Source organism: Reinekea sp. (assembly GCF_046710285.1).
GTDB lineage: Bacteria > Pseudomonadota > Gammaproteobacteria > Pseudomonadales > Natronospirillaceae > Reinekea.
The window spans coordinates 1-18,350 of record NZ_JBKEGY010000029.1; the positions used below are offsets into that span (position 1 = coordinate 1).

Genomic DNA, 18,350 nt, shown 5'->3' on the forward strand with positions numbered 1-18,350 from the left:
TAATCTTAGTTTAGAGAGCCTAATTAAAAACGCCGGCAGTGCCCTATACAGAGCCAAAGTCGCAGGCCGCAATACTGTGATAATCTCTGAGTAACGTTAATCGTTTTTCAAGCAAATCACTGTCGCGGAAATTAACGGCCAGGCCAAAACAGACCCAGTACCTTCACCTATTGCTAGGCCCAAATTTAGTAGCGGCTTTTGTTTGAAGTGCTGGCAAATTGCGGCTTGCCCAGCATGAACAGACTGATGGGTAAATAATGCATAATCAATGATTGCGGGGTAATGAATCGACAGCGCAAGCAGTGCAGCAGAACAAGCATAGCCATCGACTAAAAATAGCCCGCCTAATTCTGCCGTTATAGCCATGGCTCCCATAATGGCTGCAATTTCAAAACCACCCAGCTTTTCAACAGTGCTGTAACCATCTGTGATCGAATCACGATGCAGCATAAGGCCTTGTGTGACGATTAATAACTTATCTTGAGTGAGCTGAGCGTTAAAGCGATTGTGATTTTTGATGCAAGCTTCGGCAGATAAACCGAGTAAGTTTGAGGTGATCGCGGCAGCACTTGTGGTGCTTCCAAGTCCGAGTACACCAAAAGAAAGCACGCGTGCACCTTCGGCCAGTTTAAGCTGCGCGATTTCTTTGCCAACATTCATTGCACTATTAAATTGAGTTGGTGTCATGGCAGGCATCATTGAAAAATCTCGAGTACCTGGGGCTATGGATGACTCCAAGAAGTTTTCGTGCGGATTGTCAATTGGCGTCTCTAAACCGCAATCAATCACGGTTAAATCAATATTATAAAGGTCACAAGCTTTGGCTAATGGAGATTGGGTTTTTAGTAATCGATTAATGTGATCTGTAGATGAGGTAAGTTGTGGGCTTGAAGCGTGAGATCGCTCATAGACACCGTGGTCGGCGCAAAAAAGCATATGGGAAAGCTGACCAACATCTATGTCTAGTGTTTGTTGAATACAGGCCAACTTCTCTACCACCGTCACTAAATTGCCCAGTGATTGTTCGGGTAAGCCTAAGTTTGTAATAAAATGATCAAGTTCTAGCGCTTTGCTGGCATCAACTGGATTAATGGTGAAGGATGGCTGCATGGGTTACCTCTGAATGTCTAACAAAAGTGTAGCAGAGGTTTTACCGAGTGATTTTTTATTTTACCGATTCAGTCGAATTGCCGTTATAAGTTTGACCTAAATAGGGTGGCATGCTCATAATCTGCTATCTACAGGCTAATCAAGCAAAAACATGAACGAAATAGAAATTAACCATTCAACTGATGTTTCAGATCTAGAGTCGAGTTTTGCAGAGCGTTTACGAAGTTTAATTGGTGACGGTTCGGTATCTGCTTTTGCTCGCAAAGTAGCACTTAGCGAAAGCTTGATTCGCAAATACTTAAAGGGATCAGAGCCAAGCCTGGCTAGAGCTAACCAGATTGCACAGCAGTTCAATGTAAGCCTAGAGTGGCTCGCGACCGGCTGTGGCTATATGTATCGTCAGGCTGAAGTTGTCGACTCCTCTGCTTTAGCGCTCGCGCGCGCGCTTGTTACTTCAGCTGTACAGCCGAACATTGCTGAACATGACCAACTTACCATTATTGTCTCGGTCTACCAGCATCTGCGCGCGCATAAAAAAGCAGATGGCTATTTAGATGAATTGGCAGCACGTCAATTTGTTGAGCATTTGATCGACGCTAAAGCAGGCTAGCTTTACATTAGAGTTCAATTAGCTTTACGCAATGGCCAAATTTGTTTGTGCACCTTAATTGGTGAATCGCCTCTTTTCTCGTTAAATTCAAGGAATAAAAAAAGAGAGGCTCATAATAATGACAACAGCGCTTCAATATTTATCTGGTTTTAACAACGAATTTGAATCAGAAGCCCGTGTAGGTGCTTTACCTATAGGGCAGTTTAACCCTCAAAAAGTGCCGTTTGGGTTATATACCGAGCAGTTTAACAGCACTGCGTTTACCGCTCCACGTGCCGACAATCGGCGCACTTGGCTGTATCGAATACGGCCGTCAGTGAGTCAAAGCGATTACACCCCTTATGCACAGCCAAACTGGCAAAGTGCACCAGAGACAACACCCACGCCACCTTCGGCGATGCGTTGGAGCCCTTTGGCTATGCCAGAGCGACCCGATGTCGATTTTATAGATGGCGTTGTGACTATTGCTAGTAATGGCTCAGCTGCTGGGCAGGTAGGCATTGCTATATCGCACTATGGGGTGACCCAATCGATGAAACAGCGAGTATTCACTAACGCCGATGCCGAAATGCTGTTTGTGCCCCAACAAGGCCGTTTGAGAGTGACTACCGAATGCGGATTATTAGAGCTCGCGCCGGGTGAAATTATGGTAATCCCCCGTGGCTTAAAGGTCAGTATTGCGTTACTTGATGATCAGGCGCGCGGCTATCTTTGTGAAAACTATGGGCAAGTATTAACGTTGCCAGAGCGAGGTCCGGTCGGGGCAAATGGCTTTGCCAATGATCGAGACTTTTTATACCCCGTCGCTTGGTTTGAGGAGCAAAACCAAACTTATGAGTTGATCACTAAATTTGCAGGGCACCTTTATAAAAATAACTTAGCTCATTCACCGTTCGATGTTGTCGCTTGGGTTGGCAATAGCGCGCCTTATAAATACGATTTATCGCGATTTAATGTTATAAATACGGTAAGTTTTGATCACCCAGATCCGTCAATCTTCACGGTGTTAACATCTCCGTCTGGGCAAGCAGGTGTTGCAAACCTTGATTTTGTTATCTTTCCACCCCGTTGGATGGTCGCCGAACATACATTTCGCCCGCCTTGGTACCATCGCAACTACATGAGTGAGTTTATGGGGCTGATCGAAGGTGTTTATGATGCTAAAAAAGAAGGTTTTGAGCCTGGCGGGTTCAGTCTACACAACGCCATGACCCCCCATGGTCCTGAAAAATCGGTATATGATAAAGCAACAGCAACCTCGCTAGAGCCTGAGCAATATCAAAATACCTTGGCATTTATGTTTGAGTCACGGTATATCATCTCACCAACGGCACAAATGTTGGTGGCTCCTGAGCGGCAAATAAATTACGCCGAATGTTGGCATGGATTAAGCGCAAATTTTACTGAAAAATAACATTTTAATTAAAGAGAGTGACTATGTTAAATGCAACACATGATCCGAGTTTAACCAGTTGGGTTGCCAGCGCTAATGACGGATTAACAGACTTCCCTATACAAAACTTGCCTTTTGCCAGTGTAAAAAAAAGGGGCGGCAATGCATTGTTTTCAATTGGCGTTGCTATTGGGGATCAGGTCTTGCCTTTAGCACCATTAGCTAAATTGAACTTGGCTAAAGGGCTTGTCCAAGAGGCGCTGCAATGTTGCCAAGATTCAACCATGAATCGTTTAATGACCCTCACGCCTGCCTATTGGTCGGCACTGCGTGCAGATTTATCGCGTTGGTTACAAACGGGTAGCGCCGAAGAGGCGATATTAAGCCCGCTGTTGTTTTCGCAAAGCGATGCTCAATTTCAAAGACCGTGTCACATAGGCGATTTCACCGATTTCTATTCCTCAATCTATCATGCAACCACGGTTGGTAAGCTATTTAGACCCGATAACCCGTTATTGCCTAACTACAAGTGGGTGCCCATTGGCTACCACGGTCGCGCATCGAGTATTGATGTTTCAGGCCAAGCGTTCCATCGTCCCAAGGGTCAAACTAAAGCGCCGAACGCGACCGTACCGAGTTTTGGGCCCTGTAAAAGACTGGATTACGAGTTAGAAATCGGCTTCTTTGTAGGTCAATCTAATGTGTTAGGCGATAGTTTAACCATGGAAACCGCAGAGCAAAGATTATTCGGAATATGTTTGCTTAACGACTGGTCAGCACGTGATATTCAAGCATGGGAATATCAGCCACTAGGACCATTTTTAGCAAAAAGCTTTGCATCAACTATATCGCCTTGGATTGTCACCGCCGAAGCGCTTGCACCGTTTCGAGTACCCTTTACAAGAGAAGAGGGCGAGCCAGAACCGATGCCGTACCTTGATTCAGTGCACAATCAGAAATTTGGCGCATTTGACATACAACTAGCCTGCGCCATAGAAGCGAAAAACTTGCCACGAACACAGTTATCGCACTCAAACTTTAAAGACTCTTATTGGAGCATTGCACAAATGCTCACGCACCACGCCAGCAATGGTTGTAACTTGCAAGCCGGAGACTTAATGGGTTCAGGAACGCAATCAGGGCCTAGCCTTGAGCAGGCCGGTTCAATGCTTGAGCTGACTCAAGGCGGTAAAGTTCCAATTGAGTTTGAAAACGGGCAGCAACGCATCTTTTTAAACGACGGTGACACCATTATCATGACCGGGCACTGTGAAGCTGCAGGTGCCGTGCGTATTGGTTTCGGTGAAGTTCGCTCAATGGTATTACCGGCCAAAGCTTAGGAGGTTTGATGAATAATATCGTTTTATTTAACTACGCTCGCTCAACCGCCGCATATCGAGTGCGTATCGCGCTGAACTATAAAGCCATCGATGCGCGACTAACCGATGTTAATTTGTTGGCTGGTGAGCAACAGCAAAGTGACTATAAAAGTAAAAATGCTCAAGGCTTAGTGCCCGCCTTAGAGACGCCTCAGGGTGTGCTAGGGCAAAGTTTGGCGATAATTGAATGGTTAGATGAAAGCTATACTGAAGCGCCTTCATTGTTGCCTGGCGACGCCTGGCAGCGTGCCCAGATTCGAAGTCTGAGTTATGCCATCGCTTGTGATATGCACCCATTGAATAACCTTCGGGTTTTAAAATATCTAACCGAGCAACTGGGCCAGCCCGAACAGGTAAAAACCAGCTGGTATCACCACTGGTTGGCGCAAGGCTTTGATAAAATTGAAGCGACATTGGCGGGTGGCAATTATTGTATTGGTGACACGCTAACAATGGCCGATATCTGTTTGATCCCGCAGCTGTTTAACGCTCACCGGTTTGAGTTCGACTTATCGGGATACCCAAAAATACAAAAAATCGAGAAGCATTGTCTAAGCCTTAGTTGCTTTAAGGCGGCAGCACCGGAGCAGTAGGAATCTCCTCTAAGTTACTCTGGGTTATATACAGGGTTGGTTGCTTCATGTAGCATAAGTGACCTTGAGTAACTTAGTAGGATTAAAGCATTATGACATATACGTTGATTACCGGCGCCAGTGCCGGCATTGGGGCTGTTTTTGCAGAGCAAATGGCCGCACAGGGACACAATTTAATATTAACCGCTCGTCGAAAAGACAAATTAGATAGTCTTGCAGAAACGCTGCGTCAAAAATATTCCATAAATGTTGAAACCGTTAGCTCAGATCTTGCCAGCAGCCAGGGCAGTGAAGCCTTAGCCAATGAACTAGCAAATAACGGCTGGGCAATTAATGGGTTGGTTAATAACGCTGGCTTTGGTGATCGTGGACTATTTGAAGAGTTGCCGTTGAATCGTCAACTGCAAATGATTCAACTGAACGTCACCAGCCTTATTGATTTAACCTATAGGTTGTTGCCGAGCTTACATAGCCAAAAAAACAGTTTTATTATAAATGTGGCATCAACCGCAGCCTTTCAGGCGGGTCCAAAAATGGCTATCTATTATGCCACCAAAGCCTTTGTTTTATCGTTCTCTGAAGCGTTATTTGAAGAGCTAAAACCTGCTAATATTGCGGTAAGCGCTCTATGCCCAGGTGCGACTGAATCTGAGTTTGCCAGCGAAGCCAATATGACTAACACCAAGTTGTTTAAAGCCGGCGCTATGTCAGCAGAAGATGTTGTCCGGATTGCGCTAAAAAATAAACACAAAGCCATTGTTATCACCGGTTTGAAGAATGTAATCAGTGTCTATATGGCAAAGCTGTCGCCTCGTTCAGTCACTCGTAAACTAGCCGGTTGGTTACAAGCTTAAGAAATAGGAAGCTCAAACATGTGTGTCATCAAGCAACGCGCAAAAAGCCCAGAGCAGAAAGCGCGTCGGTACCAGCAAATATTGTTAGCTGCTGAAAATCGATTTAGTGTTGGTGAGTTTGAATCCGTTAATATGAACGATATAGCAGCGGATGTCGGCATATCCAAAGCCGCTCTTTATCGTTACTTTAGAACAAAGGAATCTTTGTTTTTAGCGCTCTTTGTTAGAAATTTAGAAGCACTGATTGAAACCAGCCAGCTCGAATCTAAGCAACAGTCTTTAGCCAGCGCTATTTCAAGCGCTCTAATTAAAAGCCCAGTCTATTGCATGCTTAGTGCAATTTTGCACACCATTTTAGAGCGCAATTTGACGGTAGATGAAGCAAAAACTTTTAAACTGACACTGCTAAATTTAATGACAAAGTTTGCTAAGGTAATACAGCAGCATGACATTGAACTGGGCTTAACTGAAGCAAATGCGATTAAGCTATTGATGCAAATTCAGCCCACTTTAATAGGTGTCTGGCACATGACTAACTCAACAGGTGCAGTAGCGGAGGTAATTGAAATGCCAGAGTTGGCGATGTTTAAGCAAGATTTTAGTCTAAGCTTAAATGAACATATTTCCTTATTAGTTAGGAATACACTAACAAGCTCCCAAGATTAAACCTGGAACGCTTAGGTGCCTAACAAGCAGGTATTAGCGATTGCTGATGTCAAATAAAAAAAATATTTTTTTTCTTTAATAAAATGTTAGAAGACTCTAACAAGAGATGGTGCGGACGGAGAGACTCGAACTCTCACACCTTACGGCACCAGAACCTAAATCTGGCGTGTCTACCAATTTCACCACGTCCGCACGTCGATGAGGCGCGCATATTAAGTAAAATATTTATATAAATCAAGAGGTTATTTTAATTATTTTACTGAATTGTGATTTTTTTGTGTTTTAACCAGTCTTCGGCTTCTTCAATTGGTTTTGGTTTGGCATAAACAAAGCCTTGAATGGAGTGACAACCCAGCTTATCTATCAGCGTTAGCTCTTCTTCGGTCTCAATACCCTCTGCGACGACTTTAATGCCAAGGTTGTTACACATCTCAACAATGCTGCGTACAACGGTCTGCTGCTTCTCTGAGGTGCGAATATTGGCAATGAAAGTGCGGTCTAGCTTGAGAATTTGAAAAGGCCATTGTGGTAGGCGAGAAAGGTTTGCATAACCGGTACCAAAATCGTCAAGAGCCAAGGTAATGCCAAGCTCCCGAATTTCATGCAGCAGCTTCAAAAAGTCTGAGTTATTTTCCGGCAGGCGATGTTCGGTTAGCTCAAGCTCAATGTATTCAAAAACGCGCGGTTCGCGTGCTTGCCATTGGTAAAGGTGATCAAGCAGAGTTTGATTCACACTCTGCAAGCTTAAATTCACGGCCAAATTGATCGGCTCTTGGCCTTCCATAATCCACTCTTGCAGCAGTGACAGTGCATATTCTAGGATATATAGATCGACGTGCCGAATTAAACCATTGCTTTCAGCCAGTGAAATAAATGCACTAGGGTATTGTATTTCACCGTTTTCGGTACGAATGCGAGCTAAGCACTCAAGCGCTTCAATTTCATTGGTTGTGCAATCAATTCTAGGTTGGACATGCACCACGAAGGCTTCATCGGCGATGGCTTGTCGCAACATTTGCTCCTTGTTCAATCTCCGAGCAGCTTGACCCGCGTAACTGTCTTTGTACCAATGAATTTGGTTGCGGCCGAGTTTTTTTGCGTTAAACAAAGCGATGCTGGCATTTTGCTCAATACTTTCTAAAGAATCACCGTGCTCAGGTAATTGCGCAACCCCAATTGAGGCGGTAAAACTGTATTGGCCTTCTTTAAGGCTGATGGGCTGTTTTAGCAGTTCGAATATTCGTTCAAGTGACTGAGTTTGATCATCGTGTGCTGGCCAAATTGCCACAAATTCATCTGCACTCACGCGCGCTAAAAAGGCGCCTTCTGGGCTGGACTCTCGGATCCGATCTGCAACTGTTTTTAATAAAATATCACCAGTATCTTTGCCTAGAGAGTCATTTAGTACTTTGAAATGGTCTAGGTCGATATGTAAGCAAAGCGGGTTCTTATCGAGCCATATAGAGCTCTGTAATTGTTGCTTTAGACTTTGTTGATTGGCAAAACCGGTCAGTAAATCAAGGCCGTGGTTTGTTGAGTCAACCTCTAATTTGTAAATTGAAATATCGACCGCCAGCCCCAGAACGCCGACAACATTGCCATCTTCACCGAGTAGCGCATAGCGCTCTATCTTCACCCAGCGTGGCGGCTGACCCGTGATTTCTAGTTTAAGTTCAAGGATATGAGGTTTGTGATCGGAGAGTACTTGTTTGTCTGCAGCGGTAAATGCGGTAGCGAGGGTTTGGTTGAGTAAATCTTCATCGGTTTGACCCACGGGGTCGGTGTTGTTGCACCATTGGCTGACAAACGCCTTATTGGTGACTAGATATCGACCAAAGCGGTCTTTTAACCAAATGGGGTAAGGTAAGTTCTGGGTGAGAGACTGCAAAAGAATGTGTTCGTCACGTAATTGCTTTGATGAATCGAGCATGTCTTTAGCCTGAATCAAGGCATTTTGGATATGTTTTTGATCATTTTGGGCTAAACGAAGCGACAATGAAGCATAGAGTCGGAATGCCACCGCAAATAGTGCCACGCTCATAAAGAGCATGACTACGGCAAACACTGTGCTGGCCATTCCGAGGTTGGTATTGAAAAACCAAAAGCCACCCAGTAGAAGAAAGCCTGAGCAAAAGCCAACGCCAATGAGAGCAAACAGAGTTTGCTGATAAGGGTTTACAATGTTGATCTTTTTAGCGTCAGGCATTTATATCTCTATTTTCTAAGGTGACTTAAACAGGTTTTTATTATTTTATGCGCTTATATTTCATGCGCTTAGGACCTTCGTTACCGTTACGTTTGCGATGATCCGCCTCGTACTCAGTAAAGTTACCTTCAAAGAACACCGTTTTTGAGTCGCCTTCGAATGCTAATATATGCGTTGAAATACGATCTAAGAACCAACGGTCATGCGAAATAACAATCGCAACGCCAGGGAAGGCCAAAATAGCTTCCTCCAATGCGCGCAAGGTTTCAACATCTAAATCGTTGGTTGGTTCATCTAGTAAGATAACGTTGCCGCCTTCTTTAAGCAGCTTGGCTAAGAATAGACGGTTTCGTTCACCACCGGATAAGTTTTTTACAAACTTTTGTTGATCACCACCTTTAAAGTTAAAGCGCCCCAGATAGGCGCGAGAGGAGGTTTCATAGGTACCAATGGTGATGTTATCCATACCGTCTGAGACTTCTTCCCAAACCGTGTTGTCGCCATTTAGATCACGCATCTGGCCAACAAAAGCCGTTTTCACAGTTTCACCAATGTTAATAGTGCCTGAATCGGGTTGTTCTGTACCGGCGATCATATTGAATAAAGTTGATTTACCCGCGCCGTTACCACCAATAATACCGACAATCGCTCCAGGTGGAACCACGAAGTTAAGATCATCATAAAGCAAGCGGCCATCAAATGACTTTGAAATGCCTTCGGCTTCAATAACAATATCGCCTAAGCGTGGTCCAGGTGGAATATACATTTCATTCGTTTCATTACGAGTTTGAAACTCTTGCGAGTTCATTTGCTCAAACTGTTTTAAACGTGCCTTCGATTTAGATTGACGACCCTTACTGCCTTGGCGCACCCATTCTAATTCAGCTTTAATAGCTTTATCGTGAGAAGCTTGCTGCTTTGATTCTGTTTGTAGGCGTTGGTTTTTATTTTCTAGCCATTGCCTATAGTTGCCTTCAAAAGGAATACCTTGGCCACGGTCAAGCTCTAAAATCCAGCCGGCGACGTTATCAAGGAAGTAACGGTCGTGGGTAATGGCCACAACGGTGCCGGTAAATTCATGTAAGAAGCGCTCTAACCAAGCAACCGACTCTGCATCTAAGTGGTTGGTCGGTTCATCGAGTAAAAGCATATCTGGGTTAGAAAGAAGCAGGCGACATAGAGCCACACGACGACGCTCACCACCAGAAAGGTTCTTAACGCTGGCATTCCAATCGGGTAAGCGTAAGGCATCGGCGGCTATCTCTAAGCGAGTCTGGGTATTGTGGCCATCGGCCGCATTAATGATGTTTTCTAATTCTTGCTGTTTGGCTGCAAGTTTGTCGAAATCGGCATCGGGTTCTGCATAGGCAGCATAAACGGCATCAAGTTGCTCTTGGGCATCTTTTACATGGTTGAGTGATTCTTCTACAACTTCACGTACCGTCTTTGTTTCGTCTAATTCAGGTTCTTGCGGTAGGTAACCAATATTCAGACCTGGCTGAGGACGGGCTTCACCTATGATGTCGGTGTCAAGGCCAGCCATAATGCGAAGTAGAGTTGATTTACCTGAGCCGTTGAGACCCAAAACCCCAATTTTGGCGCCTGGGAAAAATGATAATGAGATATCTTTAAGAATTTGTCGCTTCGGCGGTACGATTTTGCCGACTCGGTTCATGGTAAATACGTATTGAGCCACGGAAATTGCCTCGTTTTTTGCAGTTGGTGTTATGGGAGAGCCCAATAACATCGGTGTATTAGTTTGCGCAGTTTAATGGGCTTCGCATTAGATTTCATCCTTAGCAGACAAAAACTCAATTTAATTTATGAGTTTCTTACTTTTCAGAGAAATAAGCTTGAATTTTTTGCATTAAAATATCTCTATGAATAGGTTTGGCAATGTAGTCATTCATACCAACGGATAAGCATGCTTCTTTGTCGCCCGTCATTGCATTGGCGGTCATGGCGATGATAATGGCTGTATTTTCTGGGTTCAATTTTTCAAGCTTGCGAATGGCCAGCGTTGCTTCAAAACCGTCCATAATGGGCATCTGGCAATCCATAAAAATTAACGAATATGGGTGCTCATTATTGTTTTCAACTTTTTTAACCGCGTCTTGCCCGTTAATAGCGGTATCACATTGCAGTCCAAGAGATTTTAAGATCCCTTTGGCAACCAGTGTATTGGTTTGATTATCTTCAACAAGGAGTATCTTTAGGTGCCGAGGCCAAGTTAATTCTTCAAGGATTGCTTTAGAGGTAGACTTGATTTCATTAACCATGTGTCGAGTTACTAACGAAGTTGTTTTTGGGGCTTGCTTGTCGTCCCAGCTTTTCAACAGCGATAAGATATCTCTCAATTCTTTGATATCAGAAGGGAAGGTAACGTAAGCATGAAAACCCATATCAGCAAATATTTGGCCATCGCCTACTTTTGAGTTTGGTGTGACTAATATTGCCGCCGCTCGAACCATGGCATCGTTTTGCAGTATTTTTTGAATCAACGGCAGCGCTGATTCCCTCGGGTCATCTAAGACACAAAAAATAAAATTAGGGCGAACAGCTGCTTTATACTTGCGATTAAAAAGGCTAGGTTTAATGAGCGTGGCATTAACTTCCAATGCATTTAGTTGATCAACAATGGCAGCTTCCAGTTGAGCATCTTCTGAGACAATGAGTGCATTGCAGGCAGCTAGGTCAACTTGAGGAATGGTTTTGAGCGTGACCGTAGATTGGCCAACTGGAATGTTCACCGTAAATTGGCTACCTTGCCCGAGCTGGCTTGTGACGGTCACAGTGCCTTTCATGCATTCAACTAAATTACTAACAATGGATAAACCTAAGCCAGTGCCACCAAAGTTTCGGGTAGTCGAAACATCCTCCTGTTGGAAAGGCTCGAAAAGCGATGCCGTTTTATCGCTGGCAATGCCAACACCGGTGTCAATAACATCAATCCGCAAGTTGGTTAGATTATGCGGGGTATCGACTTGGCTGCACCTAACTAAAACACTACCCTGAGCAGTAAACTTTATTGCATTGCTGACGAGGTTGGTTAGTATTTGTCGGATACGCGTAGGGTCACCTCGTATAAAGTCTTTCTTTAATTCACTATTATCAATGGTTAATTTAATATTTTTGGGTGTTGCGAGTACGCTCATCGACTCTAAAAGTTCTTCAAGCATGCGAGTGAAATTAAAGTCGACAACTTCTAGCTCCATTTTTCCGGCTTCGATTTTAGAAAAATCAAGAATGTCATTGATGATAGCAAGTAGTGAGTTGGCGCTCGATAACGCAAGATCTAAACGATGAGATTGTTCATCGGTAAGGCTGGATTGATTAACAAGCTCTATCATGCCAATGACGCCATTCATCGGAGTACGAATTTCATGGCTCATATTGGCTAAGAAATTACTCTTGGCAACCACAGCTGCTTCAGCTAGCTCTTTAGAATGAACTAGATCTAACTCAAATTCTTTGCGCTCTTGTATGTCTTGTATTGAGCCCATTATGCCTAAGCATACGCCTTCTTTGAAATCTGGTTGCCCGATAACATGGATCCACAAATCATGATCTTTCGCAGTGGTAATTTGGCACTCAACACTGAAAGCGCTGCCTTGATTAATCGCATTTTCTATTGCTTTCGCCATCGTAGCTTTTGATTCGCCAGGTTTAAAAAAGCTGAATGCTTGTTCTATAGGTGTTTTAAAGTGATCCGATACTTCATGGATTTGCTTAGTGACTGCCGACCAATATACCGTGTTCTTGACAAGATCAACTTCCCAAGCCCCAACTCTTGCGTGCGAACCCATTGTGTCGATCATCAGGCGTTGACGATCTAATGCATATTTTTGCTCAGATAGCATGCGCATGGCTTGATTTTTTTGTTCTATTTCAGTGTTCAAGGTGTTTTTTGAGGCAGTGACTTTAGATAAATTTTCGGCCATTTCATTTAAAGTGCGAGATAAGTTAACGATTTCATCATTACCTTCCACTTTTATTCGATGTTCTAAATGGCCTTCGCCAATAGCCTTGGCGGCATCAATCACGTGTTTAAAGCGACCAACCAAGCTACTGCGGAGTATTAAGGTTAGAGCTAAGATGATAATGAGTGTACTGGAGAGGAAGACGGCTAAGGTATATTGCGATAGGTCGCGTATGGGGCCAGTGGTATCAATTGCATCGTAGGTTAGCTGTAAATGGTAAGGTTGATCGAATAGCGTAATGGGCTTATCAATAAATCTGAGAAAAGGTACCCGTTCTGGGGTATGCCATGCGTGCACCGGATAAGTGGAGGTTAATAATGGAACATGTTCTGTGTTGTAGAGTTGAGCCTGTAAATCATAAAAAACAAATGCGTCAATTTCGCTATTCCACTGTTCAATGCCTTTTATAACTCCATGTATGTCACTATTGTTTTTTTGCAGTAATTCGATGTTGTGTAAACTTGCACGCGTTAAGTTATCTTCAATTTGAGTGAAGATGATTCGACTGGTTTGCTGAACGGTTAAATAAGTGTTGAGCGCCACCAAAATGAAAAGCAATAAAAACCCAGACAAAGCGATTTTTTTGACAATGGATAATCGACCATAGACGTGTTGGACGCTAGATAACTTAAAACCCATCGGCAGCAGCAGCCTTAGCTTTATGCATAATTAGGAGGGACTCGCCGTATGAGTCTAGTTCATATTTGATATTTTGCTATTGGTTGTAAGAGGTTTGTTCATTTAACCGAAGCGATTAAGATCGACTCTAGACTAGGCAGGCGGCGCTGATTGTGTACAATAGCTCGCCTATAAAAAGAGGCTTTACGCGGCCAAAACCTGACTGCATGGATAACAAACGAACGTTTGCTTAAACAGTTTTGCTTTATTTTCCTTAAGAAACTATTTAATCAACCCTTCCCTTTAGCTGGAGAGTCTAATGTTTGAAAAGTCTATGAATATTGCCGACTACGATGCCGATTTATGGCAATCAATGGAAGCTGAGCGTGTGCGTCAAGAAGAGCATATTGAACTAATCGCTTCTGAAAACTATACATCACCTCGCGTGATGGAAGCTCAAGGTTCTCAGTTAACTAACAAATATGCGGAAGGTTATCCTGGCAAACGCTACTATGGCGGTTGTGAGCATGTTGATGTTGTTGAACAGTTAGCCATTGATCGAGCAAAAGAGCTTTTTGGCTCGGGTTATGCGAACGTTCAGCCTCACTCAGGTTCTCAAGCAAATGCTGCGGTTTATATGGCATTGTGTAAGCCAGGCGACACCATTTTAGGCATGAGCCTAGCGCACGGCGGACACCTAACGCATGGTGCCGCAGTTTCTTTCTCAGGCCGAATATACAACGCAGTACAGTATGGCTTAAAGCCTGAAACAGGCGAGATCGACTATGAACAAGTAGAAGCGTTAGCGCGTGAACACAAACCTAAAATGATCGTAGCTGGATTCTCAGCATACTCACTCATTGTAGATTGGGCACGGTTCCGTAAAATTGCAGACGAGGTGGGTGCTTATCTTTTCGTTGATATGGCGCACATTGCTGGACTAGTCGCAGCAGGTGTTTACCCAAGCCCTATTCCATTTGCACACGTTGTTACCACAACAACACACAAAACCTTAGGCGGCCCACGCGGCGGTTTAATTTTGGCACCAGAAGATGAAGAGCTAAACAAAAAGCTTAACTTCTCTGTATTCCCAGAAACTCAAGGTGGTCCACTCATGCACATTATCGCGGCTAAAGCGGTTTGTTTTAAAGAGTGTATGGAACCTGAGTTCAAGGTATATCAAGCGCAAGTCGTTAAAAATGCTAAAGCCATGGCAGCAGCCTTTATGGCCCGTGGCATCAATATTGTTTCTAACGGCACAGAAGATCACCTGTTCTTAGTTAACCTAATTGGAAAAGAGTATTCGGGTAAAGATGCAGACGCGGCTCTTGGCCTAGCTAACATTACCGTAAACAAGAACTCAGTACCGAATGACCCACGTTCACCATTTGTAACCTCAGGGCTACGAATCGGAACGCCAGCAATCACTCGTCGTGGCTTTAAAGAAGCCGAAGTCACCGAACTAACTGGCTGGATTTGCGATGTTCTGGATTCACTTGAAGCAGGTAACTCTGAAGCAGTTATTGCAGAGGTGAAAGAGAAAGTAATAAAAATTTGTGCAAGCCTACCCGTTTACAAGTAAGCGATAGCACTAAAACTAAATCTCTCCAAGGGCAACCAAGGAGAGATTTTTTTTGCCTAAATTCCAGCTTAGACCCAAGACTAACTTACCGATGCACCTGAGCCGAGGCACTTTAAAACTAGGACGTTCATTGGCATGGGTGCCAATGACGAGCCCCCATGGACGGGTTCACGGCGCTCCTAGTTTTAAAGTGCCTCGGCTCAAAGGCCAAACCCCATGGACAGGTTCACGGCGTTCATAGTTTTACAGTGCCTCGGCTCAGAGACCAAGCCCCATGGACGGGTTCACGGCGTTCCTAGTTTTAAAGTGCCTCGGTTCAAAGGCCAACCACTAACTAATGGTTAAACATTAGGGTGAAACAAAAAGTTACGAATCAAGTCTTTACCGCCTTCGGTAGCAAAAGACTCCGGGTGAAATTGAATACCGTGAATAGGGTATTCAACATGCTGAACACCCATTAACTCGAAGTCACCGCCACTGGCCAGTTTGCCTCGGTTATTAAAGTCGTCTGCGGATAACTCACCGACAGTGCTGGTTACGCGTAAGCACTCAGGCAAGGTTTTGGCTTCAGCAATGAGCGAGTGGTAACGCATCACTTCGAGTTGATCTGGCAGGTTTAGAAACACACTAGAGTTATCATGATTTATCGGGCTAATTTTGCCATGCATTGGTAGCGGGGCTTTAACTACCTTACCACCAAAACAATGAACAATGCCTTGCATGCCTAAACATACACCAAGTAAAGGCGTTGTTTTGCCGACTTCTAATATAACCTCGGCGCAAACACCAAAATAGTGCTTGTCTTCAGGTGTGCCTGGACCTGGTGAAATAATAATGCGGTCTGCCTTGAGTGCCTTTACTTCTTCAAGGCTAACTTCATCATTGCGCTTCACTAAAACTTCAAACCGCTCTATTAAGCCACGGTTCTTTTCTGACTCTAAAATTTCACCAATAAATTGATACAGGTTGTAAGTAAAGGAGTCATAGTTGTCGATAATTAAAACTTTCATAATTGTGCGTCACTCACCTTGCTTACATGAATTTTTCGAGAACTTTTTTAGTGCCAGCGAACTTACGTTTTATTTCTTCATATTCATCTTCAGGGTTCGAATCATAAACGTTGCCGCCGCAGGTTTGTACATAGGCTTTCTCGCCATTGGCAAAAACTGTGCGGATAGGAATCGCAAACGTACAGTCGCCGTTAAATGAAAAGTGCCCAACCGCACCACCGTATGGGCCGCGGCCATCGCCTTCGAGCTCATTGATGATTTTCATGGCTTCAATTTTAGGAGCTCCAGTCAAGGTTCCGGCTGGAAAGTTTGCCGCTAACGCGGTAAACATGTCTTCTTTTTCATTGATGATGCCAACGATTTCACTGGAAATATGCTGTACGTGACTGAACTTTTTAATGTCCATTAAACTGCGTACTTTTACTGTGCCGTAACGGGCGACACGGCCGATATCGTTGCGGTGTAAATCAACGATCATATTGTGTTCAGCGATTTCTTTAGGATCATTCAACAAGGTTCTAGCAAAAAGAGTATCTTCTTCCGGTGTCGCGCCACGCTTTGCAGTGCCAGCCAATGGGAAGGTCTCCATTTCACCTTGGCGCAGTCTAAACAGTAGTTCAGGGCTGGCACCAATGAGTTTTTGTTCGCCAAATTTAACGTAGTACATTTGCGGTGATGGGTTAACTTCACGCATTTGTTCGTAAATGTTAATGGTGTCGCCTTCAAGTTTAAAGTGCTTCTTGAAGCCAACTTCGGTTTGGAATATTTTCCCTTCGATGATGTCTTGCTTAACTTTCAAAACGGCGGCTTTGTGCTGTTCTTGGCTCATGTCTTCACCAAGGTCGGTGATTTTGAGTGGCTCATTGCCGGAGTAGGGGGCATCTATAAGCGACCGAACCAGTTCGATGCGGTTTTCTTGATAATAAAAGTAAAAAACCTCCCCCGTCATTTTGTCGAGCACTAAACCATCTTTATAAAGCCCAAAACGAAATGCATCAAACATATCGCTAGTATCAATATTTAGGCTGGGCTCAAAATAATTCATAGCATCGTAGCCAAGGTAGCCCGTTAAGCCGCCAGCGTACATGCGCGAAATTATGTTTTGCGGCATCATGGCGCGCAGCGTTTGATAAGGGTTGTCGCTTTCTATGCTCTGAGAACCACCATCGCGCTCCTCAATAACCAGCTGCTTACCGTTTGCATAAATGGTTTTTTCTGGGTCAAAACCAATAATACTTTGCCGTGCAATGTGGCTGTCTTCGCCCAATGATTCAAGCATAAAGCATTGATCAAACTGTTTATCGATTTTTTTAAATAACTCAAAAAAGTCGCAAGAGTCGGTTACTTTAACGTAATGAGGCTTTCTAGGAAGCTCAAATTTTGATAGCGAATTCATGTTACAGCAGTCTCATTTATAATCTGTCTTTACGCGCACGCGCGCCTCGGGATACGGTTGCGATGCCCACGCCTAGGGTTTCCGCGATTTTCCGCTGGGGTATGCCTTGATCGAGCATGTGCAATATTTGTAACCGTTTAACAACTTCGTCGTATTCAGAAGGGGTTAACAATTGCTCTAATTTTGTTGACATTTCAAGTCGAGATTTTGCCTCGAGTAAATGATCTAACAATTGGTCTAATTCAATATTTGATGTATTCATGTACTAGTATGCTATAACAATTTGGTGTAGAGTCAACGCTTATTTTAAGCAATCGTCGTGGTATCATTTTCGGCAATTGAATAACGATGACGAACTATGGTTTTAATGATAGATAACTACGACTCCTTCACATATACCATTGTGAATTACCTGGAGTCGTTGGGTGCAGCGGTAAAAGTAGTCAAAAATGACGCTCTAAACCTATCTGAGTTAGATGCACTACAGCCCAGCCACTTAGTTATTTCGCCAGGGCCTTGCACCCCCAATGAAGCCGGTGTATCGCTGGAGGCAATAAAGTGGTTTGCCGGAAAAGTGCCTATCTTAGGTATTTGTTTGGGGCATCAGGCAATCGGGCAGGTGTTTGGCGCGCAGGTCGTTAATGCCAGCAGCATCATGCACGGCAAAACCTCGCTGGTTCATCATTCTGGCTTAGGTGTATTTGCTGGTTTGCCCAGTCCATATAAAGCGACGCGCTACCACTCACTGGTATTAGCGGGTGAGTCATTGCCGCAATCATTAGAGGTCACGGCTTGGGTTGAACCAAGTAATGACAGTACGCATGAGGTTATGGGTATTAGGCATAAACAGTTAGATATCGAAGGGGTGCAATTTCACCCCGAATCAGTATTAACCGAGCATGGCCTAGCGTTACTCAAGAATTTTTTAAATCGCCATTGACTTAAGTGGCTGT

General features: G+C 44.0%; 15 protein-coding genes and 1 tRNA gene. 8 read left to right on the forward strand and 8 right to left on the reverse strand.

Annotated elements, in window-relative coordinates; genetic code table 11:
* Nucleotides 1-96: 96 nt before the first annotated feature.
* Nucleotides 97-1,110 carry a nicotinate-nucleotide--dimethylbenzimidazole phosphoribosyltransferase gene (locus ACI882_RS15725; RefSeq protein WP_411745653.1) on the reverse strand — a complete coding sequence of 338 codons (1,014 nt, stop codon included), beginning with the start codon at nt 1,108-1,110 and terminating at the stop codon, nt 97-99.
* 151 nt (nt 1,111-1,261) lie between these two features.
* Here ACI882_RS15725 and ACI882_RS15730 point away from each other — a divergent pair, with 151 nt between their 5' ends.
* The 6 genes from ACI882_RS15730 to ACI882_RS15755 all read left to right on the forward strand — a co-directional run bounded on the left by ACI882_RS15730 (nt 1,262) and on the right by ACI882_RS15755 (nt 6,605).
* Entirely contained in the window at nt 1,262-1,720 is a 459-nt protein-coding gene (locus ACI882_RS15730) for a helix-turn-helix domain-containing protein (protein WP_411745652.1), read from the forward strand.
* Nucleotides 1,721-1,838: 118 nt separating this feature from the next.
* The gene (gene hmgA, locus ACI882_RS15735) at nt 1,839-3,134 is read left to right on the forward strand and encodes a homogentisate 1,2-dioxygenase (protein ID WP_411745651.1); all 1,296 of its coding nucleotides are present in this window, start codon (nt 1,839-1,841) and stop codon (nt 3,132-3,134) included.
* A 23-nt stretch (nt 3,135-3,157) separates the two neighbouring features.
* Nucleotides 3,158-4,453 carry a fumarylacetoacetase gene (gene fahA / locus ACI882_RS15740; protein WP_411745650.1) on the forward strand — a complete coding sequence of 432 codons (1,296 nt, stop codon included), beginning with the start codon at nt 3,158-3,160 and terminating at the stop codon, nt 4,451-4,453.
* Nucleotides 4,454-4,461: 8 nt separating this feature from the next.
* The gene (gene maiA, locus ACI882_RS15745; protein WP_411745649.1) at nt 4,462-5,085 is read left to right on the forward strand and encodes a maleylacetoacetate isomerase; all 624 of its coding nucleotides are present in this window, start codon (nt 4,462-4,464) and stop codon (nt 5,083-5,085) included.
* 92 nt (nt 5,086-5,177) lie between these two features.
* The gene (locus ACI882_RS15750) at nt 5,178-5,939 is read left to right on the forward strand and encodes an SDR family NAD(P)-dependent oxidoreductase (RefSeq protein ID WP_411745648.1); all 762 of its coding nucleotides are present in this window, start codon (nt 5,178-5,180) and stop codon (nt 5,937-5,939) included.
* Between the two features lie 18 nt (nt 5,940-5,957).
* Nucleotides 5,958-6,605 carry a TetR family transcriptional regulator gene (locus ACI882_RS15755; RefSeq protein ID WP_411745647.1) on the forward strand — a complete coding sequence of 216 codons (648 nt, stop codon included), beginning with the start codon at nt 5,958-5,960 and terminating at the stop codon, nt 6,603-6,605.
* 107 nt (nt 6,606-6,712) lie between these two features.
* Here the strand turns inward: ACI882_RS15755 and ACI882_RS15760 are convergent.
* From ACI882_RS15760 to ACI882_RS15775, 4 genes are all read right to left on the reverse strand, one after another.
* Nucleotides 6,713-6,797: transfer RNA gene (locus tag ACI882_RS15760), tRNA-Leu, on the reverse strand.
* A 64-nt stretch (nt 6,798-6,861) separates the two neighbouring features.
* Entirely contained in the window at nt 6,862-8,811 is a 1,950-nt protein-coding gene (locus ACI882_RS15765) for an EAL domain-containing protein (protein WP_411746599.1), read from the reverse strand.
* Nucleotides 8,812-8,851: 40 nt separating this feature from the next.
* Nucleotides 8,852-10,507: an energy-dependent translational throttle protein EttA gene (gene ettA / locus ACI882_RS15770; RefSeq protein WP_411746598.1), complete on the reverse strand. Its 1,656-nt coding sequence runs from the start codon at nt 10,505-10,507 to the stop codon at nt 8,852-8,854.
* Nucleotides 10,508-10,643: 136 nt separating this feature from the next.
* Nucleotides 10,644-13,430 (reverse strand): ATP-binding protein, encoded by a 2,787-nt coding sequence (locus ACI882_RS15775; protein ID WP_411745092.1) that lies wholly within the window; start codon nt 13,428-13,430, stop codon nt 10,644-10,646.
* Between the two features lie 298 nt (nt 13,431-13,728).
* Here ACI882_RS15775 and glyA point away from each other — a divergent pair, with 298 nt between their 5' ends.
* A complete protein-coding gene (gene glyA, locus ACI882_RS15780) occupies nt 13,729-14,991 on the forward strand; it encodes a serine hydroxymethyltransferase (protein ID WP_411745093.1) in 1,263 nt (420 codons plus the stop codon).
* A gap of 341 nt (nt 14,992-15,332) precedes the next feature.
* On the opposite strand, the gene ACI882_RS15785 is transcribed toward glyA, so the two are convergent.
* The 3 genes from ACI882_RS15785 to ACI882_RS15795 are packed head-to-tail and all read right to left on the reverse strand — an operon-like array spanning nt 15,333 to nt 17,659.
* The gene (locus tag ACI882_RS15785; RefSeq protein WP_411745094.1) at nt 15,333-16,001 is read right to left on the reverse strand and encodes an anthranilate synthase component II; all 669 of its coding nucleotides are present in this window, start codon (nt 15,999-16,001) and stop codon (nt 15,333-15,335) included.
* Between the two features lie 22 nt (nt 16,002-16,023).
* Complete coding sequence (locus ACI882_RS15790) at nt 16,024-17,397, reverse strand: anthranilate synthase component I family protein (protein ID WP_411745095.1); 1,374 nt, start codon at nt 17,395-17,397, stop codon at nt 16,024-16,026.
* A gap of 16 nt (nt 17,398-17,413) precedes the next feature.
* Nucleotides 17,414-17,659: a Trp family transcriptional regulator gene (locus ACI882_RS15795; RefSeq protein WP_411746597.1), complete on the reverse strand. Its 246-nt coding sequence runs from the start codon at nt 17,657-17,659 to the stop codon at nt 17,414-17,416.
* Nucleotides 17,660-17,755: 96 nt separating this feature from the next.
* Between ACI882_RS15795 and ACI882_RS15800 the strand changes: the two genes are divergently transcribed.
* On the forward strand, nt 17,756-18,337 hold the full coding sequence (locus ACI882_RS15800) for an anthranilate synthase component II (protein ID WP_411746596.1): 582 nt from the start codon (nt 17,756-17,758) through the stop codon (nt 18,335-18,337).
* The last annotated feature ends 13 nt before the right edge of the window (nt 18,338-18,350 follow it).